The organism is Stutzerimonas stutzeri (genome assembly GCF_024448895.1).
GTDB classification, from domain to species: domain Bacteria; phylum Pseudomonadota; class Gammaproteobacteria; order Pseudomonadales; family Pseudomonadaceae; genus Stutzerimonas; species Stutzerimonas stutzeri_Q.
The window spans coordinates 173,070-199,038 of the sequence record NZ_JAMOIC010000001.1; the positions used below are offsets into that span (position 1 = coordinate 173,070).

The 25,969-nt window shown below is 56.0% G+C and carries 27 protein-coding genes and 2 tRNA genes; 14 read left to right on the forward strand and 15 right to left on the reverse strand.

What is annotated here, in order from left to right:
• Positions 1–2: 2 nt before the first annotated feature.
• The 7 genes from pheT to NA619_RS00800 form a co-directional block, all read right to left on the reverse strand.
• Positions 3–2,381 (reverse strand): phenylalanine--tRNA ligase subunit beta, encoded by a 2,379-nt coding sequence (gene pheT, locus NA619_RS00770; RefSeq protein ID WP_255959011.1) that lies wholly within the window; start codon positions 2,379–2,381, stop codon positions 3–5.
• 33 nt (positions 2,382–2,414) lie between these two features.
• Positions 2,415–3,419, reverse strand: coding sequence for a phenylalanine--tRNA ligase subunit alpha (gene pheS / locus NA619_RS00775; protein WP_255959013.1), 1,005 nt, complete (start codon positions 3,417–3,419; stop codon positions 2,415–2,417).
• 162 nt (positions 3,420–3,581) lie between these two features.
• Complete coding sequence (rplT, locus tag NA619_RS00780; protein WP_019339387.1) at positions 3,582–3,938, reverse strand: 50S ribosomal protein L20; 357 nt, start codon at positions 3,936–3,938, stop codon at positions 3,582–3,584.
• Positions 3,939–3,965: 27 nt separating this feature from the next.
• Positions 3,966–4,160: a 50S ribosomal protein L35 gene (rpmI, locus tag NA619_RS00785; protein ID WP_046162144.1), complete on the reverse strand. Its 195-nt coding sequence runs from the start codon at positions 4,158–4,160 to the stop codon at positions 3,966–3,968.
• A gap of 62 nt (positions 4,161–4,222) precedes the next feature.
• Positions 4,223–4,774 (reverse strand): translation initiation factor IF-3, encoded by a 552-nt coding sequence (gene infC, locus NA619_RS00790; protein ID WP_181689948.1) that lies wholly within the window; start codon positions 4,772–4,774, stop codon positions 4,223–4,225.
• On the reverse strand, positions 4,774–6,696 hold the full coding sequence (thrS, locus tag NA619_RS00795; RefSeq protein ID WP_255959015.1) for a threonine--tRNA ligase: 1,923 nt from the start codon (positions 6,694–6,696) through the stop codon (positions 4,774–4,776). Before thrS ends, infC begins: the two co-directional genes overlap by 1 nt.
• 223 nt (positions 6,697–6,919) lie before the next feature.
• Positions 6,920–6,996: transfer RNA gene (locus NA619_RS00800), tRNA-Val, on the reverse strand.
• Between the two features lie 171 nt (positions 6,997–7,167).
• Between NA619_RS00800 and NA619_RS00805 the strand changes: the two genes are divergently transcribed.
• The gene (locus NA619_RS00805; RefSeq protein ID WP_255959018.1) at positions 7,168–8,451 is read left to right on the forward strand and encodes an NAD(P)/FAD-dependent oxidoreductase; all 1,284 of its coding nucleotides are present in this window, start codon (positions 7,168–7,170) and stop codon (positions 8,449–8,451) included.
• A 4-nt stretch (positions 8,452–8,455) separates the two neighbouring features.
• On the opposite strand, the gene NA619_RS00810 is transcribed toward NA619_RS00805, so the two are convergent.
• Together NA619_RS00810 and NA619_RS00815 are read right to left on the reverse strand one after the other, a co-directional pair.
• Positions 8,456–9,406 carry a PA2778 family cysteine peptidase gene (locus NA619_RS00810; RefSeq protein WP_255959533.1) on the reverse strand — a complete coding sequence of 317 codons (951 nt, stop codon included), beginning with the start codon at positions 9,404–9,406 and terminating at the stop codon, positions 8,456–8,458.
• Positions 9,403–9,804: a PA2779 family protein gene (locus NA619_RS00815; protein WP_255959020.1), complete on the reverse strand. Its 402-nt coding sequence runs from the start codon at positions 9,802–9,804 to the stop codon at positions 9,403–9,405. Before NA619_RS00815 ends, NA619_RS00810 begins: the two co-directional genes overlap by 4 nt.
• Positions 9,805–9,985: 181 nt before the next feature.
• Here NA619_RS00815 and NA619_RS00820 point away from each other — a divergent pair, with 181 nt between their 5' ends.
• Together NA619_RS00820 and NA619_RS00825 are read left to right on the forward strand one after the other, a co-directional pair.
• Positions 9,986–10,291: an I78 family peptidase inhibitor gene (locus NA619_RS00820; RefSeq protein WP_255959022.1), complete on the forward strand. Its 306-nt coding sequence runs from the start codon at positions 9,986–9,988 to the stop codon at positions 10,289–10,291.
• 181 nt (positions 10,292–10,472) lie between these two features.
• Complete coding sequence (locus tag NA619_RS00825; protein WP_255959024.1) at positions 10,473–10,928, forward strand: VanZ family protein; 456 nt, start codon at positions 10,473–10,475, stop codon at positions 10,926–10,928.
• A gap of 2 nt (positions 10,929–10,930) precedes the next feature.
• Here NA619_RS00825 and NA619_RS00830 read toward each other — a convergent pair whose 3' ends face one another.
• The 3 genes from NA619_RS00830 to moaB all read right to left on the reverse strand — a co-directional run bounded on the left by NA619_RS00830 (position 10,931) and on the right by moaB (position 13,863).
• On the reverse strand, positions 10,931–11,962 hold the full coding sequence (locus tag NA619_RS00830) for an acyltransferase family protein (RefSeq protein ID WP_255959026.1): 1,032 nt from the start codon (positions 11,960–11,962) through the stop codon (positions 10,931–10,933).
• Positions 11,963–12,115: 153 nt separating this feature from the next.
• Complete coding sequence (gene glp / locus NA619_RS00835; RefSeq protein ID WP_255959028.1) at positions 12,116–13,327, reverse strand: gephyrin-like molybdotransferase Glp; 1,212 nt, start codon at positions 13,325–13,327, stop codon at positions 12,116–12,118.
• On the reverse strand, positions 13,324–13,863 hold the full coding sequence (moaB, locus tag NA619_RS00840; RefSeq protein ID WP_255959030.1) for a molybdenum cofactor biosynthesis protein B: 540 nt from the start codon (positions 13,861–13,863) through the stop codon (positions 13,324–13,326). Before moaB ends, glp begins: the two co-directional genes overlap by 4 nt.
• 66 nt (positions 13,864–13,929) lie before the next feature.
• On the opposite strand from moaB, the gene mobA reads away from it, so the two are divergent.
• From mobA to NA619_RS00855, 3 genes are all read left to right on the forward strand, one after another.
• Positions 13,930–14,532: a molybdenum cofactor guanylyltransferase MobA gene (gene mobA, locus NA619_RS00845; protein ID WP_255959536.1), complete on the forward strand. Its 603-nt coding sequence runs from the start codon at positions 13,930–13,932 to the stop codon at positions 14,530–14,532.
• A gap of 46 nt (positions 14,533–14,578) precedes the next feature.
• Positions 14,579–14,800 (forward strand): YgdI/YgdR family lipoprotein, encoded by a 222-nt coding sequence (locus tag NA619_RS00850; RefSeq protein WP_255959032.1) that lies wholly within the window; start codon positions 14,579–14,581, stop codon positions 14,798–14,800.
• A gap of 101 nt (positions 14,801–14,901) precedes the next feature.
• A tRNA-Pro gene (locus tag NA619_RS00855) sits at positions 14,902–14,978 on the forward strand.
• Between the two features lie 167 nt (positions 14,979–15,145).
• Here NA619_RS00855 and NA619_RS00860 read toward each other — a convergent pair.
• On the reverse strand, positions 15,146–15,388 hold the full coding sequence (locus NA619_RS00860; protein ID WP_255959034.1) for a glutaredoxin family protein: 243 nt from the start codon (positions 15,386–15,388) through the stop codon (positions 15,146–15,148).
• Between the two features lie 401 nt (positions 15,389–15,789).
• Between NA619_RS00860 and NA619_RS00865 the strand changes: the two genes are divergently transcribed.
• The 6 genes from NA619_RS00865 (at position 15,790) to NA619_RS00890 (ending at position 20,967) form a co-directional block, all read left to right on the forward strand.
• Positions 15,790–17,034, forward strand: a complete 1,245-nt coding sequence (locus NA619_RS00865; protein WP_255959036.1) for an OprD family porin — start codon at positions 15,790–15,792, stop codon at positions 17,032–17,034.
• Positions 17,035–17,239: 205 nt separating this feature from the next.
• On the forward strand, positions 17,240–17,644 hold the full coding sequence (locus NA619_RS00870) for a DUF883 family protein (RefSeq protein ID WP_255959038.1): 405 nt from the start codon (positions 17,240–17,242) through the stop codon (positions 17,642–17,644).
• Positions 17,645–17,661: 17 nt separating this feature from the next.
• The gene (locus NA619_RS00875) at positions 17,662–18,042 is read left to right on the forward strand and encodes a phage holin family protein (RefSeq protein ID WP_255959052.1); all 381 of its coding nucleotides are present in this window, start codon (positions 17,662–17,664) and stop codon (positions 18,040–18,042) included.
• Positions 18,039–18,341 carry a hypothetical protein gene (locus NA619_RS00880; RefSeq protein WP_255959054.1) on the forward strand — a complete coding sequence of 101 codons (303 nt, stop codon included), beginning with the start codon at positions 18,039–18,041 and terminating at the stop codon, positions 18,339–18,341. Before NA619_RS00875 ends, NA619_RS00880 begins: the two co-directional genes overlap by 4 nt.
• A gap of 200 nt (positions 18,342–18,541) precedes the next feature.
• Positions 18,542–19,873, forward strand: a complete 1,332-nt coding sequence (locus NA619_RS00885; RefSeq protein ID WP_255959056.1) for a deoxyguanosinetriphosphate triphosphohydrolase — start codon at positions 18,542–18,544, stop codon at positions 19,871–19,873.
• Positions 19,870–20,967, forward strand: coding sequence for an FUSC family protein (locus NA619_RS00890; RefSeq protein ID WP_255959058.1), 1,098 nt, complete (start codon positions 19,870–19,872; stop codon positions 20,965–20,967). The genes NA619_RS00885 and NA619_RS00890 overlap by 4 nt, the downstream gene beginning before the upstream one ends.
• On the opposite strand, the gene NA619_RS00895 is transcribed toward NA619_RS00890, so the two are convergent.
• Complete coding sequence (locus tag NA619_RS00895) at positions 20,957–21,301, reverse strand: YggL family protein (protein ID WP_255959060.1); 345 nt, start codon at positions 21,299–21,301, stop codon at positions 20,957–20,959. The two genes, NA619_RS00890 and NA619_RS00895, sit on opposite strands and share 11 nt — an antisense overlap.
• A 279-nt stretch (positions 21,302–21,580) precedes the next feature.
• Here NA619_RS00895 and dacB point away from each other — a divergent pair, with 279 nt between their 5' ends.
• Entirely contained in the window at positions 21,581–23,041 is a 1,461-nt protein-coding gene (dacB, locus tag NA619_RS00900) for a D-alanyl-D-alanine carboxypeptidase/D-alanyl-D-alanine endopeptidase (RefSeq protein ID WP_255959063.1), read from the forward strand.
• A gap of 86 nt (positions 23,042–23,127) precedes the next feature.
• On the opposite strand, the gene rlmKL is transcribed toward dacB, so the two are convergent.
• Positions 23,128–25,320, reverse strand: coding sequence for a bifunctional 23S rRNA (guanine(2069)-N(7))-methyltransferase RlmK/23S rRNA (guanine(2445)-N(2))-methyltransferase RlmL (rlmKL, locus tag NA619_RS00905; RefSeq protein ID WP_255959065.1), 2,193 nt, complete (start codon positions 25,318–25,320; stop codon positions 23,128–23,130).
• A 354-nt stretch (positions 25,321–25,674) separates the two neighbouring features.
• Here rlmKL and rmf point away from each other — a divergent pair, with 354 nt between their 5' ends.
• Positions 25,675–25,890 (forward strand): ribosome modulation factor, encoded by a 216-nt coding sequence (rmf, locus tag NA619_RS00910; protein ID WP_082082129.1) that lies wholly within the window; start codon positions 25,675–25,677, stop codon positions 25,888–25,890.
• The last annotated feature ends 79 nt before the right edge of the window (positions 25,891–25,969 follow it).

A 25,969-nucleotide genomic window follows, 5' to 3' on the forward strand; every position in this document is an offset into this window, starting at 1 on the left:
CGCTATTTCCTTAACGTGGCGTTGAACCTTTCTTCCAGGGAGGTGAGGATTCGCTGCATCGCACCGCTCACCTCATCGTCGTTTAGAGTGCGCGAAGGGTGTTGCCAGGTCAAGCCGACTGCCACACTTTTACTAAGCGGATCAATACCTTTACCCAGATACACATCAAATAGCTTGAGATCCGTCAGGTGTTCGCCTGCCGCTTCACGAATGCTACTCAGCACCGCCTCCGCGGTTATGTCTCGAGATACCAGAATTGCCAAATCACGCCGCACTTCGGGAAAGCGAGAAAGCTCAGCGAAGCGCGGAAGTCGGCCCACATCTATCTCGGCGATCAACAGCTCGAACATATATACCGGTTGATCAATCCCCAGCTTGGCCGCCAATTGCGGATGCAGGCTGCCAAGGTAACCAACCAGACGACCTTCTCGCTCGATACGGGCGGACTGGCCTGGGTGAAGAGCCGAATGCTCAGCATTAGCGAAGATAAACGAAAGCTGGCCACCCGAGGCGCTTAATAACGCCTCAACATCCGCCTTCACGTCATAGAAATCTACCGTATCTCGGCTATTGCCCCAGGCTTCACTGAAACGAGCACCGGTCACTACTCCAGCCAGTACAGCCTCTTGTTTGAGCTCATCAAGCTGACCAACAAACCGCAGGCCATTCTCAAACAGACGAACTCGGGTCTGTTGACGGTTGAGGTTGTACTGCAACGCAGTGACCAGCCCGGGCCACAACGAGGCACGCATTGCACTCATTTCAACCGAAATAGGGTTGGCGAGCATCAATGGCTTTGTGCTTGGCGAGAACAACTCAAAGAGCTTCGGATCGATAAAGCTGTAGGTGATCGCTTCCTGGTAACCGCGAGCCACCAAGAGGCGGCGCAACGTGGGAACCGTTACTCGCGCTTCTGGTGTAGACGCTGGCGCAAGCCGGGCTTGTGGGTAGCGCACAGGGAGGCGGTCATACCCATACAAACGACCAATTTCTTCTATCAGATCGACTTCAAGGGAAATATCGAAACGGTGGCTAGGAACATCAACACGCCACACTCCTTCGTCTTCGTTTGTAAGCTTCAGACCCAGCGCACCCAGCACTTGCTCGACCTGCTTGCGTGGGAGTTCCAGACCAAACATCTGGCTTATGCGTTCGCTGCGCAGCATGATTGGCGCGGTTTGCGGCATCCCAGCTTCATTGAGCGCCTCGGTGATGGGCCCCGCTTCGCCGCCCACGATTTCAAGCAGCAGCCCTGTGGCTCGCTCCATGGCTCTGCGGGTCAGCTGCGGATCCACCCCGCGCTCATAACGGTGCGAAGCGTCGGTGTGAAGTCCGTATGAGCGCGCCTTACCAGCTAAGGCAATGCTTTCGAAGTACGCGCTTTCGAGGAAAATATCCTGGGTACCGGTGTTCACACCGCTGTGCTCGCCGCCCATGACACCAGCGATTGCCAACGCGCGCTGATAATCAGCGATGACCAGTGTGTCGGCTCGCAGCTTGACGGTCTGGCCATCAAGCAGAACCAGGGACTCACCTTCCTCAGCCATGCGGACACGAATACCGGTGTTGATTTCGGCGAGATCGAACGCATGCAGCGGCTGTCCGAGCTCGAGCATCACGTAATTCGTGACATCCACAACAGCATCAATCGAGCGAATACCGGACCGCCGCAAACGTTCGGTCATCCAGGTCGGTGTTGGCCGAGCCAGGTCAACATTTCGGACGATTCGACCTAGATAACGGGGACAGGCAGCAGGAGCAAGCACCTCAATAGGCCTCGAGTCCTGATGACTAACCTCGACAGCCTCAATGTCTAACGCCGCAACTGGGGCGGAGTATATTGCCCCCACCTCGCGGGCGAGCCCAGCGATGGACAGGCAGTCCCCCCGATTGGGCGTAAGGCCAATTTCAATGCTGGCATCGTCCAAGTTCAGAGCGGTGCGGATATCTGCCCCTACCGGAGCCTCGGGAGCGAGCTCCATCAACCCGTCATTGTCTTCGGATATCTGAAGCTCAGAAGCAGAGCAAAGCATCCCGCTTGACTCAACTCCGCGCAGCTTTGCCTTCTTGATCTTGAAATCGCCAGGCAGCTGGGCGCCAATCATCGCAAAGGGAACTTTCAGGCCAGGGCGTACATTTGGCGCGCCACAGACTACCTGAAAGGTCTCGCTGCCATTGCTGACCTGGCACACGCGCAGCTTATCGGCATCTGGGTGTTGCTCAGTGCTGAGCACTTCACCGACAACGACACCACTGAACTGCCCGGCAGCTGGCTCTACACTATCGACCTCAAGACCGACCATTGACAACCGAGCGACGAGCTCGTCATGTGAAACCTGCGGATTGACCCAGCTCCGCAGCCACTGTTCACTGAATTTCATCCTGCTCTCCTAAACGTGTTTGGCGATCTGCGGTTATCGAAACTGCTCCAGAAAACGCAGATCGTTATCGAAGAAGATGCGCAGGTCGTTAACGCCATAACGCAACATAGTCAGTCGCTCGGCGCCCATACCAAAGGCAAAGCCCTGATAGCGCTCCGGGTCAATTCCTGACATCCGCAACACGTCGGGATGAACCATCCCACAGCCCAACACCTCGAGCCAGGATTGAGACTCCTGATCACCCTTGCGAACTACACGGCGTATATCCACCTCAGCAGAAGGCTCGGTGAATGGAAAGAAGGAGGGTCGGAAACGCACCTCGAGATCGGCCTCGAAGAACGCACGCAGGAATTGTTCGATTGTGCCTTTGAGGTCGGCGAAGCTGATGCCTTCATCGATCAGCAATCCTTCAACCTGATGAAACATCGGCGAGTGGGTCTGATCTGAATCGCAGCGATAAACGCGCCCCGGGCAAATAATGCGAATCGGTGGCTGACTGGACTCCATGGTGCGCACCTGCACAGGCGAGGTGTGCGTACGCAACAGCATGTTGGCATTGAAGTAGAACGTATCGTGCATGGCCCGGGCTGGATGGTGACCAGGGATATTGAGCGCCTCGAAGTTATGGTAGTCGTCCTCGACTTCCGGGCCTTCGGCAACGGTATATCCGATGTGGGAGAAGATCTGCTCGATACGCTCCAGCGTTCGGGTTATCGGATGCAGACCGCCCGACACTTCGCCACGCCCTGGAAGCGTCACATCAATCTGCTCGCCAGCGAGCTTCGCGCTCAGAGCCGCTTCGTCAAGCTCAGCTTTCTTGAGGCTAAGCGCGTCCTGAACCTTGCCTTTGGCAGCATTGATCAACGCGCCGGCTTTTGGTCGCTCTTCCGCGGAGAGCTTACCCAGCGTCTGCATGAGGAGCGTCAGCTCACCCTTTTTTCCCAGATACTGGACTCGAATCTGCTCCAGGACATTGATGTCTTGACTATGTTGCACCGCCTCGAGCGCTTGCGAGACCAGTGCATCCAGGTTTTCCATGTACAACCTCCAGAGGTTCTTGCAGAACCGCACCCAAGATCAACCGTTACGTTGTCAGGTGCACTTGTGCAAATGCCCCTTCAGATACGAAATAGGGGAAGAGCACAAGGCTCTTCCCCTATCGGTGACGCTACGAATCCGAGGATTCGATTGTCGAAGGGCTTAGGCCAGAGAAGCTTTGGCTTTTTCGACAATTGCAGCAAAAGCTGCTTTTTCGTTCACTGCCAATTCGGCCAGAACCTTGCGGTCGATCTCGATGGCCGCTTTCTTCAAGCCAGCAATGAAACGGCTGTAAGACAGACCGTTAACACGTGCACCAGCATTGATACGAGCGATCCACAGAGCGCGGAACTGACGCTTCCGCTGGCGGCGGTCACGGTAGGCATACTGGCCAGCCTTGATTACCGCCTGCTTGGCAACACGGAACACGCGCGAGCGAGCGCCGTAATAGCCTTTAGCGAGTTTCAGAATTTTCTTGTGACGGCGACGAGCGACGACGCCACGCTTAACACGAGCCATGAGTTATTCCTCTGAGTCTTGACCGAATTAACGAACGCGCAGCATCCGCTCTACTTTTGCTTTATCAGACGGGTGCATCAGAGATGTACCACGCAGCTGACGCTTACGCTTGGTAGACATTTTGGTCAGGATGTGGCTCTTGAAAGCGTGCTTGTGCTTGTAGCCATTTGCCGTCTTTTTGAAGCGCTTCGCAGCGCCACTTTTAGTCTTCATCTTTGGCATGTTCGGTACTCCACATTGTGGGTGATTTCAAATAACCGCAAGGCCTGCCAGTGCCCTGGTGGTTACTTTTTCTTCTTGGGAGCGATGACCATGATCAGCTGGCGTCCTTCCATCTTTGGATGCTGTTCGACCGAACCATACTCCACAAGATCAGCCTCGACCCGCTTCAACAGTTCCATCCCCAGCTCCTGATGCGCCATCTCACGACCGCGGAATCTCAACGAAACCTTGGCCCTGTCCCCTTCACTCAGGAAACGCACCAGGTTGCGGAGCTTGACCTGGTAGTCCCCTTCTTCCGTCCCTGGACGAAACTTTATTTCTTTAACCTGAATCTGCTTCTGGTTCTTTTTCGCTGCAGCAACCTGTTTCTTCTTTTCGAACAGATGCTTGCCGTAGTCCATGATCCGGCACACAGGAGGAACCGCATCGGCGGAAATTTCCACCAGATCCAACTTCGCTTCTTCAGCTATACGAAGCGCTTCATCAATCGAGACGATGCCAACCTGCTCGCCATCAGCACCAATCAAACGGACCTCACGAGCCGAGATATTCTCGTTGATCGGGGCCTTGGGTGCAGCTCGTTTATCCTGTCTCATTTCACGCTTAATAGTTATTACTCCAATTCTTGGCGACCACGCCGGGAAACCGCTTGTGTCAGCAACTGGGTGAAGTCATCAAGGGGCATGGAGCCCAAATCAACACCTTCACGCGTACGCACAGCAACGGCTCGTGTCTCGACTTCCCGATCTCCGATAACCAGAAGATAAGGAACCTTGAGCAAGGTATGCTCGCGGATTTTAAAGCCGATCTTTTCGTTTCTCAAGTCGCACTTGGCACGGAAGCCGCTTTGATTGAGAATTTTCTCAACTTCGCCAGCGAAATCGGCCTGCTTGTCGGTGATATTCATCACCACAGCCTGCGTGGGCGCGAGCCATGCAGGAAACGCCCCTTCGTAGTGCTCAATCAGAATACCAATGAAACGCTCGAACGAACCAAGGATGGCTCGATGCAGCATCACTGGATGCTGGCGATCATTGTTCTCACTGACATACTCGGCACCCAGACGAATCGGTAGATTGAAGTCCAGTTGCAAGGTGCCGCACTGCCATACACGACCCAAGCAATCCCTGAGAGAGAACTCGATCTTCGGCCCGTAGAAAGCGCCCTCACCCGGCTGCAGATCGTAAGGCAGGCCAGCGCTTTCAAGGGCTGCAGCAAGCGCAGCCTCAGCGCGATCCCATAGATCATCTGAACCAACGCGCTTCTCTGGTCTGGTCGAAAGCTTCAGTTCGATATTTTCGAACCCGAAATCTGCATACACCGCCTGGGTCAGCTTGATGAACGCAGCGGACTCGGACTGCATCTGCTCTTCAGTACAGAAGATGTGCGCATCATCCTGGGTAAATCCGCGAACCCGCATGATGCCATGCAGCGCACCTGACGGCTCATTACGATGACAAGCGCCGAATTCAGCGAGACGCAGCGGCAACTCTCGATAACTTTTAAGCCCCTGATTGTAAACCTGCACGTGACACGGGCAGTTCATCGGTTTGATCGCATAATCGCGACTTTCCGACTCAGTGGTAAACATGTTTTCAGCGTAATTCGCCCAGTGCCCGGATTTCTCCCAGAGACTGCGATCCACCACCTGAGGCGTCCGGATTTCCTGATAGCCATTCTCACGCTGCACAACGCGCATGTATTGTTCGAGAACCTGATAAAGCGTCCATCCGTTCGGGTGCCAGAACACCATTCCTGGCGCCTCTTCCTGGGTATGGAACAGATCAAGGCGCTTGCCGATCTTGCGATGATCGCGCTTCTCGGCTTCTTCTATGCGCTGAATGTAGGCCGCAAGCTGTTTCTTGTCCGCCCAGGCGGTGCCATATACACGTTGCAGCTGTTCATTTTTAGCGTCGCCGCGCCAGTAGGCGCCGGACAACTTGGTAAGTTTGAACGACTTGAGAAAGCGGGTGTTCGGGACGTGCGGGCCACGGCACATGTCTACGTATTCTTCGTGGTAGTACAGCCCCATCGCCTGCTCATCAGGCATATCCTCTACCAGGCGCAGCTTGTAATCCTCTCCACGCGCCTTGAACACGTCGATCACTTCAGAGCGCGGCGTAACCTTCTTGATCACATCGTATTCAGTGTCGATCAGCAGCTTCATGCGCTGCTCAATTGCCGCCATGTCTTCCGGGGTAAACGGCCGTTCGAAGGCTATATCGTAATAGAAGCCTTCAGCGATGACCGGGCCGATAACCATTTTCGCCGAGGGATAGAGCTGCTTGACCGCATGCCCAACCAGATGCGCACAGGAGTGACGGATGATCTCCAGGCCCTCTTCATCTTTTGGAGTGATGATCTGCAGACTGGCGTCGCTTTCGATCAAATCACAAGCATCAACCAACTGTCCGCTGACCTTACCTGCAAGGGTTGCCTTGGCCAGACCTGCGCCGATGGACTGAGCCACCTGAAGCACGGATACCGGATGATCGAATGAACGCTGACTGCCGTCAGGAAGAGTAATGGTGGGCATGGCGCCTCCTCTCCTAGTGGTGACCCCTACCAAAGGCCACATGGGTTGGGATGAGCCAGGAAAGCGACCCGACGAATAACCTGCCGCACAGTGGCAGGAGCCCAAGGGCTGATCGACACGGACCGAAGTCACTGGAAAGATTGGAGCACGGATGCTTTCAGAAAGCCGCTGAACTGACAAGCAACCATAAAAAAAGGGTCGCTAGCGCGACCCTTTTCGGAATTGGTAGGCACAATTGGATTCGAACCAACGACCCCCACCATGTCAAGGTGGTGCTCTAACCAACTGAGCTATGTGCCTCCGATGGACGCGCATTTTAGAGATCCGCGAGAGGGAGTCAAGCAGTTTTTGTCCTAACTCACTGATATCTGTAATTTTTGGGCCTGGAAGCTACTTATTCGTGAGCTATGGCATCTCAAGGGCATGTCGAGATAGCATCAACGTCAAATATTCTAAACAGGTTACTAGCGAATGTCGCACACCCCTTACCCCACGTCTTTCTACGCAGCGTCGGCAAATGCTGCGCCGACTCGCCATGCTCTGAGTGAAAGTGTCGAAACTGACGTCTGCGTCATCGGCGCGGGTTACACCGGTTTGTCGACAGCCTTGTTTCTTCTTGAGCACGGCTTTCGTGTGGTCGTGCTGGAGGCCGCTAAGGTTGGCTTCGGCGCCTCCGGACGCAATGGCGGGCAAATCGTGAATAGCTATAGTCGCGATCTCGACACGGTTGAGCGTAGCGTTGGGGGAGACGCGGGGCGACTGATTGGATCCATGGCATTCGAGGGCGGACAAATCATCCGCGAGCGCGTCAAAAGATACGACATCAAGTGCGATCTCAAGAACGGTGGTGTATTCGCCGCCTTCAACGCCAAGCAGATGCAGCACCTGGAAGCTCAGAAGAAGCTGTGGGAGCGCTACGGCTATAGCCAGCTTGAAATGCTCAACCTTGACGGCATCAGAGACGTCGTCGCCTGTGAGCGTTACGTCGGCGGATTGCTTGATCAAGGTGGCGGACATATTCACCCACTCAATCTTGCTCTAGGCGAAGCGGAAGCTGTCGAATCGCTTGGCGGCATCATCTACGAACAAAGTGCTGCCATCCGGATCGACCGGGGTAGCAATCCACGGATTCACACTGAGCAGGGCGAAGTAAGCGCAAAATTTGTGGTGGTAGCGGGGAATGCCTACCTCGGAAATCTCGTTCCGGAACTTGCCGCAAAGTCGATGCCCTGCGGCACTCAGGTCATCGCGACAGAGCCGTTGAAAACTGAACTCGCAGCGACGTTGTTACCTCAGGATTACTGTGTCGAGGACTGTAACTATTTACTCGACTATTTCCGACTGTCTGCTGACAAACGCCTTATATATGGTGGAGGAGTTGTATACGGCGCCCGAGATCCGGCAGATATCGATTCAATCATCCGACCGAAGATGCTCAAGACATTCCCTCAGCTACGCGATGTCAAAACAGAGTTCGCCTGGACCGGAAATTTCCTCATGACGCTGTCCCGATTGCCACAGGTAGGACGTCTAGATGGCAACCTCTATTACTCCCAAGGGTGCAGTGGGCATGGCGTCACCTATACGCACATTGCAGGAAAAATCATCGCAGAAGCGTTGCGAGGGCAAGCTGAACGCTTCGATGCCTTCGCCAGCTTGCCTCACTACCCATTTCCCGGCGGGCAGAAATTCAGCGCACCGATGAGCGCCCTTGGTGCGCTGTATTACAACTTACGCGACAGAATCGGCTTCTGATGTCTTATTGAGCAGCGCACATCGGCACCGCCTCGCACTCACTGGATTCGGAAGAACTTATAGGGAGTGTTTGGCTGAATCTTTCATCGTCAGGATTCAAATTAGCCGCACACGCCCGAGCAGCGGACGCTTGACTCATGCATCCCTGCTCCGCCAGCACTTGTGAAAGATTGAACCAACCGGGCGCGAACGAGCTATCACGCTGGACGCTATGGCGCAGCGCGCGCTCAGCTGCTGGCTTGTCGCCTTGCGCGTAGTGGACATTAGCAAGGGCAAACCAAGAAAGGCCACTCCTCCAATGTGCGACTGCTGTGTCATAGGCTCGTAATGCAGCAGCTCTTCGCCCAGTCTGCTCCAGATCACTAGCGGCCCTCAGCCAGGCTGTCTCCTCGGCCGTCGCGGGGAGTTTGCTCGGATCGACCGTAACAACCGCCCAGCGCTTGCCCTTTGCCCAGCTTCGTTCGAACTGACCGAACGTGCCGGTCCACCGTCGGGTAGTCCCGGAGCGAAGCACTAACGTTTGAGAAGTCAGGTCATATCCAACAACCACCGCAAAGTGCCATCGAGGCCAGCGATCAAAGGCCAAATTCTGCAGCACCAATACCGGATTACCAGCCGCAACTTCGCTAAGCAATGCCTCAAGCCGAGGCTCAAGGGGATAGACCAAAAGATCGTGAGCCCGCGCGGCCGCAACCATCTCCACCTGCAAGCTACCTTGCCGACCAGGAAGATAAACCTGATCAACCAACTCGTCAGGGGACGTATCAACACCCCGCTGCGTTAGCATTGTCGCTAACGCAGCGGGGCCGCACTGATAGGCTTCCTGAGGAAAAAAAGGAACCTCGGCAAGTTCAACCTGCTCCGGGAGCCCCGCGGTCCCAATCGGTACGATTGGGGTCCGGGCGCATGCCCCGAGCAGACCTAGAACCAACAGCAAAAGCAGTCGCGGCATCAGCGATTGATGCAGTTGACGAAGTTGAAGATGTTAGTTGCGCAAAGTAGATCGGTGATTATGAAGATCACCAGAAATAGCACAATTATTCCAACCACACCGGCACCCGCTGGAGCTTGATCCAGCTGCTGATTGAACTGCGCGAGCTCGGCGGGCGTCAGGCTGTTGATTCGCTGCTCTACCTGATCACGATCCACGCCCATCGAAATCAGCTTTTTTTGCACCTCGTCATCTTCAAGCATCGTCAGCAACTGCTGCCGATCGACCTGCTGCTGGTGCTCAGAGATAATCTCCGGCGTACCAATCATCGCCGCTTGGGCCATAGGGATTTGTGCAAATAACATGAAATGCATCGCAGCCAGCAAGGTGGCGACGCGCTTCATCATCGATGATTTGAACATGGCGGAACTCCTGATCTTCTTGTTCGGTAGCCCACCCAACCTGCGGCGGACCGTCATGCATATGAGGACCGCCCTGTTCCGCTAGTTCCTTAACAAACGACTGATTTGCAAAACAGATATAAGCCAGCACCATCGGATGCCAAGCTCTTAATTTCAACCACCGTCGCCGTAAGGAATTGCCATGTCCAATCACCCATCTCTCGCCGCATTGGCGCTATTTGCAGCCGCATTGACTGGCTGCAACTCGACTCCAACCCCAGACAAATCGACTCCGACCCCTCCGGGGCAATGCAATGCTGCAGCAGTGCAAGACTTGATTGGGAAACAGGCAAATCCAGAAATGCTCGATCAGGCGCGACGCGAAAGCGGGGCCTCAATCGCACGGATTCTACGTCCTGGAGATATCGTCACGCTGGAGTACAACGACCAGCGCCTTACGCTTTCGACTGACGACGCGCTAGTAATAAAGCGGCTTAATTGCGGTTAAGAACGCTCCATCTGTCGCTCAGTCGATCAGGAGGTCAAGCCAAGGTTGAAGTGCAAGCGCAACCGCGCGTAGGCTGTAGCGGCCAGTTGCCATGAGATTAATCATGGTGAATGCTATCCGCTACGGTGGATCAACCGATCCGACGAGTGAGCCTTCAATGCAGTTTCAGCAAGCCCGCAGGATGGCGACTTTCGGAGTCGCCGTGCTGTTTCTCGGATTCATGGCGCTAAAAGACTCGCCTAACATCCAGCTGTATCAGGGTGCTGACAAGCTCTATCACTTGGCAGGCTTCAGCGTGCTGAGTTACATGGCTTGCGTTGCGTTCCCAAAAGCTCGATTAGGGGCTCTTTTCGTCTGGATCCTTATGGGCGCAGCATCAATCGAACTGCTGCAAGCGCTTACACCGTCCCGAAGCCCATCACTGGCCGACATGACCGTCAACATTGTCGGGATAATGATTGGACTTGGCGCATCTCAGCTCACACGAGGCTCATATCGAGAACCCCCCAAGCGAAAGCGCTCATCGCGCGGCACCCGGCGGCGTACCGGTAAGGGCTATAGCGAAGGCGCACGGAGCGATGACCCCAATCTGGCGTTAAGCGTGTCGCGAAGTGGCATGAACAACATTGATCATTAGCATCAGTGGGCCATCGCTATCCGCGTTCTTAGAGCAGTGGCGGATATCGACTTAGGCGGAGTGAACAGAAAGGCCAGGTCGTATCGTTTGACGACGAGTTGCGCTACCAACGGTGCCGCCAATCCCACAATGGTGCCGGCGAGCAAGTGAACGGATATCGAATTAATCCCCATGAAGCTGCTCAGGATCACCCTTATCCCGCTACCGGCGAGAATATGCATCAGATAAATCGTCATCGAAGACGCGCCGATGAACAACAACCACTCAATGCGAACATTACCTAGCCACATCGACATGGCGATCATGAAGAATATCGAAATGGTCGCCAGCGTCAGTACTGGTAATCCCCCGACCTCCCAATTCAAACCGAATGTGATGTGGAACAAGTACTGGCCAAGGATGAACAGCGCGCCAAATACAAGCGTCAGCGAAGCATAGCGGGCCAGGAAGAATGCCTTGATCTCGTTGAACCACACACCAAGTGCAAAGAAGACGGCATTGCCGAAGATGAAGTTTCCGATTCGTCCCATATCGAAATCTTGCTTTAAGACATAGAACGCACCAAAGCCCAGCAATATGGGCAAAAAGAAGCGCCGACTGGCTTTGGCGTAGACGAAGGAACATACAACGAACACTAGGAAAAGCGCGTAGAGGAACCAGAACTGCGCGCGCGGAGACCAAAGCAGCGAGAACACCTGCCCGAGAGTAACTTCTCCGTTCGTATAGTTTGAGAGCACAACCTCGACAAGCCCCTGCAAGAGCGACCAGACGATAAAAGGATAAACGATAGTGTCGACTTTGTTAACGATCAGCCCAGCCTTCCCACGCTTCATCAGCGAGTCGTAAAAGAACAACCCCGACAGGAAGAAAAATAGCGGCATGTGAAAGCTGTAAATGATGCTGTCAACGAGGATATAGGTATCCTCGTCCATAGGCAGGCCTGCATTGAACACCCCGCGGGCGACGTGTCCATATACAACCAGGATGATCCCAATGGCCTTGGCGTAATCGACCCAGGCATTTCTATCCTGCATCACATTTCTCCTTGTATGGGTAACCGGTCGCTCGCGACTGGCGCTTCGCGGAGCGGAGGGATAGACAATGAGAAATGCGATCAGTTTATTTACATAGGCGATTAGCGATCAGCCCCCGACGGACTGCAGGTAGAAACAGTCATCCGAAGCCAGTTAGCCGAGCAGCTCGCTGAAAGGTATGAAACGTACTGGGTCCCCCTCCTCCAGACACGTATGTTCAGGTAACTCGACAAGTCCGTCAGCCCAGGCAGCGCTACGCAAAATCGAAGAGCTTTGGTTGTAATAAAGGACTGCCCGGCCGCCCTCCAAGCGCGCCCTCAGATATTCGCGACGATTGCCGGCCTTGGTCCAGCTGAATCCTGCCGGCACCTGAGCACTGAGCGGCTCGACTTCCGAAACGCCCATCCGCCGCAACAGATAAGCGCGAGCCAGAAGCCCGAATGTGACTAGCGTAGATGCCGGATTACCAGGCAACCCGATCACTGCGACCCCGCGGTAGCTGCCGTAAGTCAAAGGCTTACCCGGCTTGATCGCCAGCTTCCATAGGTTCAGCTCGCCCTCCTCGCGCAATACCTGCCCGAGAAAATCGGCTTCACCAACCGAAACTCCACCGGTCGAAAGGATCAGGTCGGCTTCGCCGAGGCCCGTCAAACAAGCTCTTACCTTATTGAGGTCATCAGGTACTATCCCCGCATCAATGACTTCGCACCCCAACCGCTGGAGCCAGTGACGGAGCAGCACACGGTTGCTGTTGTAGATCTGCCCGGGATTCAGAGTTGCCCCCGGATCGACGAGCTCATCCCCGGTCGACAGCAACGCAACCTTTATCTTTCGACTGACTGTAAGCCGCGGCACTCCAAGCGACGCAGCGAGCCCTAGCTCGATCGGCCCGAGACGCACACCTGCAGCCAGCACCTCGTCGCCCTGCCGAGCCTCACCGCCCTGAGGGCGGACGTGTTGCTCCAGCCGCACCGCCTCAAGAAATCGTACCCGACCGTCACCCAGTACCTCGACATGCTCCTGCATCTCGACGCTGTCTGCGTTCTCGGGCATTGGCGCTCCGGTAAAGATCCTGGCGCAACTGCCCGGCTCCAGAGGCTCTGGCTGGGTCCCGGCAAAAATTTTCTGACTGACCCGAAGCGGCTCGCCGTTGAGATCCTGTTGGCGCACCGCATAGCCATCCATGGCACTGTTCGGCCAGGGCGGCAAGTCAAGTGTTGCGACCAAGGGTTCGGCCAGTACCCGGCCCTCTGCCTCGTCAATCAAAACACTTTCTACATCCTGAATCGGAGCATTCTCCGCCAGCTTCAACAGCGCCTCGAGCGCCTGCTCTACTGGCATCAGTGACGGTTTAACGCCGCTCATGAACGGCTCTCGCAAGGCTCCGCCAGTTTGAGATGAGGTACAAAATTGCATGGGCGGTGACGGGCATCGAGCTGCTCGGCGAGGATCCCGTCCCAGGCGGTGCGGCAAGCATTGGTGGAACCGGGCAGACAGCAGACCAGTGTCGAATTTGACAATCCGGCAAGGGCCCGCGACTGGACGGTAGAACTGCCTATATCAGTCAACGATATCTGCCGAAACAACTCTCCAAACCCGTCTACCTGCTTGTCCAGCAGGCATCCAACGGCTTCAGGGGTGCTATCGCGCGCTGTAAAACCAGTACCTCCCGTGATCAGCACAACCTGTACCACCTCTTCGGCGATCCAGGTCGCGACCTGTGCGCGAATCTTGTAAAGATCGTCCTTGAGCAACACGCGGGAAGCGAGCCGATGGCCTGCCGCCTGCAAGCGTTCCACCAGCAGCTGGCCCGACGTGTCAGTTTCCAGCGAGCGGGTGTCGCTGACGGTCAGGACTGCGATATTGAGTGGAACAAAAGTTTGATCGGCGAGGTGGCTCATACAGGCTTCCCGGTTGTTGGAATCAATGGCGGGGTGTTATATCACAGGCTTTTGGCGGAGCACTTGATGCAACAAGGCATGCTCGCGGATTGCTCAATCTTGTTGCTTGCTGGCGGCGAGGGTCGACGGATGGGCGGAAGAGACAAGGGCCTGGTGGAGTGGCACGGCAAGCCGTTAATCGCATGGGCCTACCAAATTACCCGCCCTTTGACGGACGACCTGCTGATCTCCTGTAACCGCAACCACCAGCGTTACGAAGCTTTCGCCGACCATCTGGTAGTAGACGAGGGATGCGATTTCGCCGGTCCGTTAGCAGGAATTCGAGCAGGGCTCGCTGTCGCCAGCCACCCATTTCTCATGATCCTGCCTTGCGACGCTCCTCTTATAGATGCAGCCCTGCTCAGGCAGCTTTATCTCACTGCGCAAGAATCACCCAAGGCCCCGGTCATGGCACGTAGAGGCACCCAGTGGGAGCCGTTGTTTTCAATCGTTCCAACCGAGCTCGTCGGCGCTATCGAAGCCGCCTGGCGTAACGGCGAACGCAGCCATCGACGAATTCTGTTGGAGCTGGGCGCACGCGCTGTCGACTTAGAGATCAACGATCCCCGGCTCGCCAACCTGAACTCACCTGCGTTGCTTTCCGCTCAGCTGCCCGCAGCGGGAACTTAGCGATGCCAGCCATCGTCACAGACGCAACCATCGAAGGAGAATCATCATGCGCTTGTTAAATGTACCGACCCTTACACTGCTGGCTGGTCTGACCTTATTAGCCGGCTGCTCGAATCCGAGCGTCATTACGCTTAACGATGGCCGGGAAATCCAAACACTCGACCACCCGGATTATGACGACGAGGCCGGGTTCTATGAGTTTGAAGGGCTGGATGGCAAACCGGGGCGAGTCAACAAAGATCAAGTACGGACTGTGAAGGAGCTTTAAACAACGCTTATGCGACGGCGTTGCTGAAGCTTTATCCTTTAAAAAAGCCAGTGCTAAGCCCTTGTAGAGCCAATCTTTTTAGGTAAAATGCCGGCCATCTTCGGAGCGTAGCGCAGCTTGGTAGCGCGTCTCGTTCGGGACGAGAAGGTCGCTGGTTCGAATCCAGTCGCTCCGACCAAACCCGACATTGTGGCTCTATCAGCGCAATGCATAAAAAACCGGCCACTGGTCGGTTTTTTTGTTTTATGACTCGGTAGGCAAGTCCCCTGCGTTCTGTCACAAAACCTTAACGATGAATCCCTATGATCGCGTCCGTGCTCGCGCGGCCGGAAGTCATGTGGCTACTTATCGCTGAAGAAACCTTACGACCTGCTCTACCTCGAATGGCCAATCCAGCTCCGCTCCCGTATCCACCCGCCGTAGCACAGGTATACGCAGGCCATAGTCGTCAACCGTCTCGTGACGTTCCGCGATATCCAGCAGCTCTACAAGTAACCCATTCTCGACCAAGGGAAGAAGCATCGCTTCGGCCTGCTCACATAGGTGGCAACCCAGGGTTCCAAACAATTGGCATTCAGGAAGATACATAGGCTGGGCTCATTCACATTAGCCAGATAATTCTAGCAGTTGATTTCGACCCGACAGGCAACCATGCGCTTCAATCTTTCGGCGTATCGGATAGCGTAAAAGTGTGACATCGGACCCACTCAAACAAGGGTTTGATTTTCGCAATCGACGGGACGGTGACAAACGGCTAGGATGCTGCAGCCCAAGCGGCCACAGAGCTACAGGGCCGGGGGTATACGTGAAAATCGGTAGCAATTTTGGCAGGGCTAGTTCCCCGTCCCAAGTACTGATTAAGTTAGTCGATGCCTCCATGCTTAAGCCTTAGAGACCAATGTCTAAAGGCTCAAATACTGATGTAGTGTTTAATTACACGGCGCCGTAAGAGCGACTTCAGAGCATCATCCAACGAGGAGAAATAAGAAATGCTCAAGACCCCAATCGCCCGGGGCGTGGCCCTAGCCACTCTGGGAGCAACACTGGCTATCCCCACCATGGCTCAGGCAGCCTTTGTGGAAGATTCCAAAGCTGGTTTGGAACTTCGTAATTTTTACATGAACTCGGATAACCGTTCCGTTCCTTCTACCTCTCAGTCAATGAGCGAAGAGTGGGCTCAAGGCTTCCTGCTGCGCGCTGAATCGGGCTATACAGAAGGCACGGTAGGGTTTGGTGTTGATGCACTGGGCCTGCTGGGCGTTAAGTTGGATTCTGGTCGCGGACGGACTGGAACCGGCCTACTGCCGATCGATAATGACGGCGCTGCCCCTGATGAATACTCTCAACTCGGCTTGACCGCTAAAGCGAAGATCTCCAACTCCGTATTGAAAGTTGGCACGCTTGAGCCGAAGAACATGGCTGTTGCCCGTAGCGACTCGCGCCTACTACCGCAGACTTTCAAAGGCGGCCAACTGGTCTCCCAGGAAGTAAAAGGTCTAACACTGGATATCGGTTACCTAACCGAAGTAAACGAGCGTAACGACTCTAACTTTGAAGATCTGAAAGGAGCTTTGAAGGGCGGCACTACCGTTGACGAAATCGACAATTTCCTTTTCGCCGGCGCTAGCTACAAGCTTCTCGACAACCTGACCGGTAGCTACTACTACAGCAACCTGGAAGAAGCCTACAAGCAGCACTCGTTCAACCTCGTGCATATCCAGCCGTTGGGAGAAGGACAGTCGCTGAAAACCGACCTCCGCTACGCTCGCTCCAGCGATGACGGTTCTTCTACCGTTGACAACAAAGCGCTGGGCGGAATGGTGACCTACTCTGTAAGTGGCCACAGCTTCGGTCTTGCGTACCAAGAAATGAAAGGCGATACCGGCTTTGCCTACCTGAGCGGTACCGACCCCTTCCTCGTCAACTACGTGATGATTGCTGCAGACTTCGCCAATGCTGACGAAGAATCTTGGCAGGCACGTTACGACTATAATTTCGCGGCCATCGGCATCCCTGGCTTGACCTTCATGACGCGCTACGTCACTGGGGACAACTTCGGCGCTGGCGGAAATGGCAAGGAATGGGAACGCGATACCGACATCGCTTATACCTTCCAGGACGGAGCACTCAAGAACCTTGGTGTCAAATGGCGTAACGGTACTTATCGCAGCAATAGCACTCGCGATATCGACCAGAACCGTCTGATCGTCAGCTACACCATCCCGCTGATGTAATAGCGGCTACAGCGTGAAAACGCAGTAGAGAAAGAAAACCCGCTTCGGCGGGTTTTCTTTTATCCTTGAAAAAACCAGCTGACTACTGACATCACCCCACTACTGCAGTCGATTTCAAACGAAGCGGGAACCTTGCCCCAACTGCATGCTCGAAATCCTAGGCACCGGGACCTGTCGTCCCTGCGAGACTCAAGAGGAAATGCAGATGTCTACCGAATCGACTTTCGGCACCAGCGACAACACGCCAATACCCGACGGAACAACCAGCACCAATCCTTCGTCTCTAATCGACAAATCCGCTCACCGCCGCAATCTTCAGGCTGCACAGAATGCGCTGATCGAAGAATTCCACACCCTTATCGGTGACACTGAGCGCCTGCTGAAGCACACGCAGGATACAGCCGGAACTCAGACAGAAGAATTACGCGGCAAGATCAATGCAAACCTGAGCCGTGCTCGTCAGATGCTCAAAGAACAGGAAGGCACCTTGCGCGAGCAAGGCCAGGCCGCCATTCAGTGCACCGAAGAGTATGTCCATACTCATCCTTGGCAGTCGATTGGTATCGCCGCGGGCGTCGGCTTTCTCCTCGGCCTGATCACCCGCCGCTAATGTGGGGAACGGATCCAATGGAAACCAGACACGCTGACGATGCCCCTGCACCGTCCATCAAAAAGATGGGCAGCGCTATAGCTGGCCTCGTGCAAGGACATCTGGAACTCATCGGAATTGAGATCCAAGAAGAACGCGTCAGAGTATTCAAGCTGTTCCTGCTCGCCAGCGTCAGTTTGATACTCGGCCTGCTTGTCCTTGTAGGGCTTTCGGCAGCGATCGTGATCGCCTTCTGGGATAGCAACCCGATCGCCGCAATACTCGTGCTATGCGCGGTCTACGCCATAGTTCTGGCGATCTGTATCAGCCGCGCGATCCGTCTGGCCAAAGAAAGCGCTTCGCCCTTCCAGGCGACGGTCGAAGAATTGGCCCGTAACCGGGAGCGTTTATTACCATGAGCCTTCCACTTAGCAGTTCTAGCGATCTGGCTATGCGTAAAGATTTAGTTCGATTGCGCATGGAGATGAATCGGCAACAAGTGCTTTACCATTCCCAACCGCTCGCACACCCCTTTCAGCGGATCAAGGGTATGGTGACGCATCGCAATAGCAGCAGCGACCATAACGGAGGCAAAGGGCCACTAATGGTCGCCGCAACGTTGGGCCTGACGCTGTTCGGCCGTCGGCTAGGCAAATTCGGCAAGTTAGCCCGGCTCGGGATGGTGCTATATCCGATCATCCGCCGGTTGCGTTCCTAGCGTGGATGAACCGCAGCACTGCGGCTCTCACTGCGGGACCGTTAGACCCAGCGTGAGCTATGGTCTAGCGGTCCGCAGTTGCTGTAGGCTGCGTTCTTGATTCAAAAAACTTTCTAAGCTGGATCTGTCCTTGCGCCCGACGAGGGGTGTGGTACCGCGCTAGCAAACCTGCCTCACTGGCGACATTAAGGAGGTTGCTCTTGGACTGGCAGACCCTGTTGAATCGTGAACGACTCGGTAAATCTGTTCACAGTGATGAAGAGCTTGGCCGAAGCCCCTTCCACAAGGATCACGACAGAATCATCTTTTCGGGCGCTTTCCGCCGACTCGGGCGTAAAACCCAGGTGCACCCGGTTTCAAGCAATGACCATATCCATACTCGACTTACCCATTCGCTGGAAGTGAGCTGCGTCGGGCGGTCTCTAGGCATGCGCGTGGGAGAAGTCGTTCGCGACGACATGCCGTCATGGTGCAGCCCAGCTGATCTGGGAATGGTCATACAATCGGCCTGTCTGGCCCACGACATCGGCAACCCTCCTTTCGGCCACTCCGGGGAGGATGCAATCCGTCACTGGTTCCAACAGGCGGCGGGACGTGGATGGCTGGATGACATGAGCGATGCGGAGCGCAGCGATTTCCTGAATTTCGAAGGTAACGCTCAAGGGTTTCGAGTCCTCACGCAGCTCGAATACCACCAGTTCGATGGCGGCACTCGCCTGACATACGCCACCCTTGGTACCTACCTGAAGTATCCCTGGACGTCGCGCCACGCCGAGGCCCTTGGCTACAAGAAACACAAGTTCGGTTGCTATCAGAGCGAGCTGCCATTGCTTGAGCAGATCGCTGCAAAACTCGGACTTCCTCAGATAGAAGATCAGCGCTGGGCCCGCCACCCTCTGGTGTATCTGATGGAGGCAGCAGACGACATCTGTTACGGCCTGATCGATCTCGAAGACGGCCTTGAGATGGATCTTCTCGACTATTCGGAGGTTGAAGCCCTGCTATTGAATCTGGTGGGAGATGACGTTCCGGAAACCTACCGACAGCTCGGCCCGAAAGATTCTCGACGACGCAAGTTGGCGATTCTTCGCGGAAAAGCCATCGAGCACCTTACCAATGCAGCGGCAGATGCTTTCGTGGAGCAACAGGGCGCCCTGCTGTCCGGCGACCTGGCTGGAGATCTGGTTGAGCACATGCACGGCCCCGCCAAGGAATGCGTCCTGCAGGCCAAAGCAATGGCTCGGGAGAAGATTTTTCAGGACAAGCGAAAGACACTGCATGAGATCGGCGCGTACACCACTCTCGAAATATTGCTGAATGCTTTCTGTGGCGCGGCGCTGGAACAACATGGTGGCCGTACACCCTCGTTTAAGAATCGACGGATACTGGATCTGCTCGGTAGCAGCGCGCCGAGCCCCGACTGGACCCTCTATCAATCCTTCGTGCGGATGATCGATTTCATCGCCGGGATGACGGACAGCTATGCAACCGAGATGGCTGGCGAGATGACTGGACGCTCTAGCCCGACATGAGCAAAAGGTCGCTGTGGAAGTTCATCGGCTGGCAACCGGGTCGTCCTGCATGGGGCGCCGCAGCCGTTGCGGGCCTCGGATGTGCATTGCCGCTGCTGCTCGGCCTGTTCAGTGGGCACCCGGGTTTTCTCTGGGCGACCGTTGGGGCTTTCCAGGCGGCGAAGGCGAATCCCCTGCATAGACTCGGCATGCTGCGAATGCTGCTGCTGATCTGTCTGGGCGCCGGTAGCGCAGGGCTCGGATTCTGGTCGGCAACCCATCCATTGGTCAGCCTAGGCTTGTTTGCATTTTACGGCCTGCTGTTGGCATGGCTACAACGTTACGGAAGCGAAGCCGGCAAACTGGGCATCGGACTGGCGATCTGTCTTTGCCTTGGCCAAGGACAATATGGGATCGGCGATTTCAACAATCCCCAAGCCATCGCCGCCCTGTTTGCCCTGGGCGGTCTTTGGGTCACATTGCTAGCCTTTGGCTTGCGCGGAATCCATGGCCTGCGCATGTGGCCGTACATGCCCCGGTTGCTTAGTCTATTGAAGGTATTGCGTCGACGAGCACGGCGCACGCCGATTCGACAATGGCGCCTGCACGCCCTGACTTACATGCTCGCAGCCGCAGCCAGCGGTCTTATTGTGACCTTAGCCAATCTTCCTAGGGGGTATTGGTTGACGCTGGCTGTCTTCACTACCCTGCAGATGAACCTGCAGCGCAGCCTCGTTCGAGCCCTGCAAGCCGGAGCCGGGATCTTCTGCGCAGCTGCAGTGCTGATCTATATGGGTCACAGCCTGGCCGACCCGCCGATGATGGTCATGATCATGCTGCCGCTGGTGATGCTCAGCCGCGCCTTCCAATCAAATCACTATGGGCTTTTTGTCCTGCAGACGACGCTGAGCTTTGTGTTGCTGGCTGAAACACTGGCACAGGATTGGGAGCTTCCCCAACTACGCCTCATCAATGCTGCCATAGGCGTGGGAGTGGCCCTGGCCGTAACCTTGATGATGGTTGGGTTGCGTCGGTTGATCGCCCGGATCGCATTGCGCAGATCAAGGCGATCAGCCGAAACCGATCAGGACAGTAAAGACTCGATCACGCCTTAGCGTTGATCTCGTTTTCGGGGTACCACACATCCATCAACGGGCTCACGGCGAACTCAGACAGTTCCTTACGACCCTTGAGCCACGCCTCGACCTGACCACGTTGCTCTTCGTTGACCGAGCCACGGCTGGCCAGACATACGAAACCGTAATCTTCACCACCGATGTAGCCCAGGCCATTGGACTCGATAGCCTCGCTCAGGAAGGCTTCGAGGAAATCGTCTACAGCCTTGGCTTCAAGGCCGTCGCTATAAGTCAGATTGACTTCGAAACCCAGTTCCTGGAATTCGTCGACACAGAGTTTCTTGCGCAAGCGACGCGAGCGATTGGTAGCCATTGAATCGGTCCTTTTTCTAACGAGATGACGGCGCGCACTCTAACAGCAACGCCACACTTTCGCGATTGCGAGCGCCAGTCTGCATCGTCTTCATTTCAACTGATGTCGCCAACTGGGCGCTTTTTTTACCGGGATTGCAGGCAGGCGGCTACGCTTGTCGGATGAGAAGCATGTCACTTCTCCGACCTGGGCATAATGGCCCGTCATTTTTCCCTGAACGCTGTAGGGAACCTCCACATGTCGTTGATATCGATTCTGTCCGCCTTTCGAGGCCGGAAAATGAGCAAGCTCCAGAGCTGTTTCGCCGTCGCTACGCTGGCGCTGCCGTTAGCTGTTCCGGCGCTGGCTGAAACGGTCAACCAGACCCTGCCGCCTCGCGTCGCTCAAGCGCTCAAGGCGAACAAGATCGAGAGCAGTGCTCTCTCGGTCGTCATGCTGCCGCTCAACGGTGGCGGTTCGCCGACGTTTATCAACGCTGACGTGTCGGTCAACCCGGCCTCCACGATGAAGTTGGTAACGACCTACGCAGCGCTGGAACTGTTGGGCCCCAACCACCAGTGGAAAACCGAATTTCATGCTGACGGGCCAATCGAAAACGGCACGCTCAATGGCAACCTTTATTTAAAGGGTGGCGGTGACCCCAAGCTCAACATGGAGAAACTCTGGCTCCTGCTGCGTGATCTGCGCGCTAATGGCGTCGAGACGGTGACAGGGGATCTCGTCCTAGATCGAAGTCATTTCGTGCAGCCGGCCCTGCCCGTCTTCGATGACGACGGTAATGACAAGAACAAGCCTTTCCTGGTGGGCCCGGACTCTCTGCTGGTCAATCTCAAGGCACTTCGCTTCATTGCCCGCAACGACGACGGCAAGGTGAAGGTATTAGTCGAGCCGCCAATAGAGACCGTTCGCATCGACAATCGCATACAGGCGCTGCCAAAGGCGAAATGCCCCGGCTGGCCGGACATTCGTTATAACCCCATCGAAGACGCGGACGGCGTGACCGTCGTAGTGACGGGCAAGCTGGCGGTCGGCTGCAGCGGGCAGACGTACCTTTCTCTTCTAGATCATCAGCGCTACGCAGCCGGTGCCGTAAGGGCAATTTGGAAAGAACTGGGCGGCAAGATCCTGGGCGGCGACCGAGTGTCCTCAGTTCCAAAGGATGCACGAATGATCGCCCGGGCTTACTCACCCGACCTGGTCGAAATCATTCGTGACATCAACAAGTACAGCAACAACACCATGGCGCGGCAGTTGTTTCTGAGCCTTGGCGCGGAGTTTCGTAACGAAGCGGATCGCGACGACTCCATGGCCGCGCAGCGCGTGATTCGCCAGTGGCTGGCGAAGAAGGGGCTGATTTCACCTCATCTGGTGATCGAGAACGGTTCAGGACTCTCACGTGCGGAACGCGTCAGCGCTCGCGAGCTGGCCAGCCTACTGCAGGCCGCGTGGCAGAGCCCCTATGCAGCGGAATTTATCTCATCGATGCCGCTTGCCGCTGTAGACGGCACGATGCGCAAACGTCTGCGCAACACCGGTGTCGCAGGTAAAGCGCATCTCAAGACAGGGACCCTGAATACCGTGCGCGCCATCGCAGGCTTCAGCCGAGACAGTGAAGGCAAGACCTGGGCTGTCGTCGCCATACTCAACCATCCGCGGCCATGGGGTGCTTCCTCGATCCTCGATCAAGTACTCGTCAGCCTCTACAACCGCCCAAGTTCTAGCAGGACTGCTCAACGCTAGCCGATTGCCACCCATGCGGGTGAAGGCTACGCAATGACCCTGCCTGGGGCGCGAGGAACTTAACCTCCCCGCCCCACGCGCAGCCGTCACCGGGATTGCAGCTTCCAGGCACGGTGGATCTTGCTGTTGCGACGGAAGTCTTCGTCCAATGTGGCACCCGTTATCTCTTCAACCGCATAGCGCTGAGCGATATCGGCGTCGAGCACGAATTTGCGAAAGTTGTTGGAAAAGTAAAGGGTCCCACCCGTAGCCAGCCGTGCCATTGCCAGGTCCAGCAATGCAACGTGGTCACGCTGAACATCGAACACGCCTTCCATGCGCTTGGAGTTCGAAAACGTCGGTGGATCGATGAAAATCAGGTCGTACTCGCCACGATCCTCTTCCAGCCATGCCATCACGTCGCCCTGCTCCAGGCGTTGCCGGTAGGACAGACCGTTCAACGCGAGATTGCGACGAGCCCAGTCCAGATAGGTTTTCGACAGGTCGACGCTCGTCGTGCTGCGGGCGCCACCCTTCGCTGCATGGACGGTCGCGGTGGCCGTGTAGCAATACAGATTCAAAAAGCGCTTGCCCGCCGCTTCGCGCGCAATGCGCAGTCTGAGCGGGCGATGATCGAGGAACAGCCCTGTATCCAGGTAGTCGGTCAGGTTCACCAGCAATTTGACGTCACCCTCATGGACTTCTAGAAACTCGCCCTGACTGGCCTGCCGCTCATACTGGCGCGTCCCACTCTGGCGCTCCCGGCGCTTGACCACGACACGCTCACGGGAGATGCCCAACGCCTGGGGGATCGCGCCCAGCGCATCGTAAAGCCGCGCCTGGGCCTTTTCCGGATCGATCGAGCGTGGCGGCGCATATTCCTGCACATGCACCCAATCACCATAAAGATCGATCGCCAGCGCATACTCGGGCATGTCGGCGTCGTATAGGCGGTAGCACTGAATGTTTTGCTTGCGAGCCCATTTGCCTAGCAACTTCAGGTTTTTCTGAAGGCGGTTGGCAAACATCTGTCCGCCTTCACTGAGACGGGCCAGTTCCGCTACCGGCTTCTCCTTCTCATCGACCTCGGCCTTCGGCTCGTTTGACGTCGAGCGTTGACCAGTGACGAACTGGTCCAGTTCGACCTTTATCAGCAACAGCTTGCAAGGCAACGCGCCATTCCAGAATGCGTACTGCCTATGGCTTCGGATGCCCATGCGTTTGCCGAGATCAGGTGCGGAGGTCAGGACTGCCGCTTCCCAGCCGAGGCAGGCCTGCCGCAGGCGTTCACCCATATTCTGATAGAGATAAACCAGGCTCGCCTCATCGCCGAGGCGCTCGCCATACGGTGGATTGCAGATCACCAGCCCTTTCTGGTTCTGATCCGGACGTGGCTCGAACGTCGCCACGTCGCCTTGATAGACACGGATCCAGCTCGCCAAACCAGCGCGCTCGATATTGTTCTTGGCCGGCTGGATTAGACGTGGATCGGCCTCATAACCGCGGATCCAGAGTGGTGGTTTGGCGAGCCCAGCCTCGGCGCGCGTCTGTGCTTCGGCATGCAGCCGGTTCCACAACGCCGGGACGTGCCCAAGCCAGGCACTGAAGCCCCACCGCTCGCGGCGTAGATTCGGCGCAATGTCGGCAGCGATCATGGCCCCTTCGACAAGAAAGGTTCCAACACCACACATAGGGTCGCTCAGCGCGCCTCCAGCGGCGGCGATCCTCGGCCAGCCGGCGCGGATGAGCACTGCTGCAGCGAGGTTTTCCTTCAGCGGCGCAGCGCCCTGCTGCAATCGATAGCCACGTTGGTGCAGGCTATGACCGGAGAGATCCAGCGAGAGAATCGCCTGACCTCGATCCAGGCGCAGGTGAACGCGTAGATCTGGATTGAGCTTGTCCACGCTCGGCCGCTCACCGCTGGCGGTGCGGAGGCGATCGACGATGGCATCTTTGACCTTGAGTGCACCGAAGTGAGTGTTGTCGATGCCCGAACCATGTCCGCTGAACTCCACGGCCAGGCTACCCGTCGCCTCAAGGTGCTCGGACCAGTCCACCTCATGCACACCTTCGTATAGGGTTTCGGCGTTCACCGTAGCGAAGCGATTGATCACGAGCAGAACCCGATTGGCCAGACGCGACCAAAGACATAACCGATAAGCGACCTCCATCTCAGCAAAGCCACGGATCGCCGCAGTCTGCTCGCGCGCCTCTTCAAGACCGAGCCCAATGGCTTCGTCGAGCAGTAGGCCTTCCAGCCCTTTTGGACAGGTAAGGATGAGTTCGTGGCGATCAGTCATGGTATGTCCAGAAAAAAGTAGTGGATCCGGCGGGCTATCCACTCTGGATCTCGATTCGAAGTTGATGCAGTTCCGACTGTTTCGTCGTGAACTTGATTCGGCAGCGTGGTGGGGAGCTTCGTGAACAGCGCGTCTCATGCGCCTTATGGGCGACACCACAGTTTAGTTACTTGCTTATTACAAAACGGTCATTCCCGCGCCGGAAGTTTTTGAGTTAGAACTCGACTCAGCCCGGCATCGCAACGATGTTCGGCAGAACCCGCCACGCCGGCAGCGGGCTTCGTTGGCAGTCTATCTGCCGACCTCGACTTGAGGTCAACAGGAACACCAGTCAACCACTGAGGGCAATACCCAATGAGAAGACTCAAGCGTGATCCGATGGAACGAGCATTTCTACGCGGTTATCAGCATGGCATACACGGTAAATCTCGCGACCTATGTCCTTTTTCTCATCCCGAGGTACGCCAAGCCTGGATTAACGGCTGGCGGGAGGGTCGCGGCGACAATTGGGACGGCCTGACTGGCGCGGCCGGTATTCATCGATTAAACGAACTCCACGCAGTCGGCTGACACAATCTAACCGACTTCAAATGGCACGCCCCAACCGGGCGGCGGGCTTGAAGCCCGGGGCTCCCAAAGGGAGCCCCTC

Coding starts and splice junctions, on each gene's coding strand:
- pheT (WP_255959011.1), bottom strand. CDS start 2,381: ATGAAATTCAGTGAACAGTGGCTGCGGAGCTGGGTCAATCCGCAGGTT.
- pheS (WP_255959013.1), bottom strand. CDS start 3,419: ATGGAAAACCTGGATGCACTGGTCTCGCAAGCGCTCGAGGCGGTGCAA.
- rplT (WP_019339387.1), bottom strand. CDS start 3,938: ATGGCTCGTGTTAAGCGTGGCGTCGTCGCTCGTCGCCGTCACAAGAAA.
- rpmI (WP_046162144.1), bottom strand. CDS start 4,160: ATGCCAAAGATGAAGACTAAAAGTGGCGCTGCGAAGCGCTTCAAAAAG.
- thrS (WP_255959015.1), bottom strand. CDS start 6,696: ATGCCCACCATTACTCTTCCTGACGGCAGTCAGCGTTCATTCGATCAT.
- NA619_RS00805 (WP_255959018.1), top strand. CDS start 7,168: ATGTCGCACACCCCTTACCCCACGTCTTTCTACGCAGCGTCGGCAAAT.
- NA619_RS00815 (WP_255959020.1), bottom strand. CDS start 9,804: ATGTTCAAATCATCGATGATGAAGCGCGTCGCCACCTTGCTGGCTGCG.
- NA619_RS00820 (WP_255959022.1), top strand. CDS start 9,986: ATGTCCAATCACCCATCTCTCGCCGCATTGGCGCTATTTGCAGCCGCA.
- NA619_RS00825 (WP_255959024.1), top strand. CDS start 10,473: ATGGCGACTTTCGGAGTCGCCGTGCTGTTTCTCGGATTCATGGCGCTA.
- NA619_RS00830 (WP_255959026.1), bottom strand. CDS start 11,962: ATGCAGGATAGAAATGCCTGGGTCGATTACGCCAAGGCCATTGGGATC.
- glp (WP_255959028.1), bottom strand. CDS start 13,327: ATGAGCGGCGTTAAACCGTCACTGATGCCAGTAGAGCAGGCGCTCGAG.
- moaB (WP_255959030.1), bottom strand. CDS start 13,863: ATGAGCCACCTCGCCGATCAAACTTTTGTTCCACTCAATATCGCAGTC.
- mobA (WP_255959536.1), top strand. CDS start 13,930: ATGCAACAAGGCATGCTCGCGGATTGCTCAATCTTGTTGCTTGCTGGC.
- NA619_RS00850 (WP_255959032.1), top strand. CDS start 14,579: ATGCGCTTGTTAAATGTACCGACCCTTACACTGCTGGCTGGTCTGACC.
- NA619_RS00860 (WP_255959034.1), bottom strand. CDS start 15,388: ATGTATCTTCCTGAATGCCAATTGTTTGGAACCCTGGGTTGCCACCTA.
- NA619_RS00865 (WP_255959036.1), top strand. CDS start 15,790: ATGCTCAAGACCCCAATCGCCCGGGGCGTGGCCCTAGCCACTCTGGGA.
- NA619_RS00870 (WP_255959038.1), top strand. CDS start 17,240: ATGTCTACCGAATCGACTTTCGGCACCAGCGACAACACGCCAATACCC.
- NA619_RS00875 (WP_255959052.1), top strand. CDS start 17,662: ATGGAAACCAGACACGCTGACGATGCCCCTGCACCGTCCATCAAAAAG.
- NA619_RS00880 (WP_255959054.1), top strand. CDS start 18,039: ATGAGCCTTCCACTTAGCAGTTCTAGCGATCTGGCTATGCGTAAAGAT.
- NA619_RS00890 (WP_255959058.1), top strand. CDS start 19,870: ATGAGCAAAAGGTCGCTGTGGAAGTTCATCGGCTGGCAACCGGGTCGT.
- NA619_RS00895 (WP_255959060.1), bottom strand. CDS start 21,301: ATGGCTACCAATCGCTCGCGTCGCTTGCGCAAGAAACTCTGTGTCGAC.
- dacB (WP_255959063.1), top strand. CDS start 21,581: ATGAGCAAGCTCCAGAGCTGTTTCGCCGTCGCTACGCTGGCGCTGCCG.
- rlmKL (WP_255959065.1), bottom strand. CDS start 25,320: ATGACTGATCGCCACGAACTCATCCTTACCTGTCCAAAAGGGCTGGAA.
- rmf (WP_082082129.1), top strand. CDS start 25,675: ATGAGAAGACTCAAGCGTGATCCGATGGAACGAGCATTTCTACGCGGT.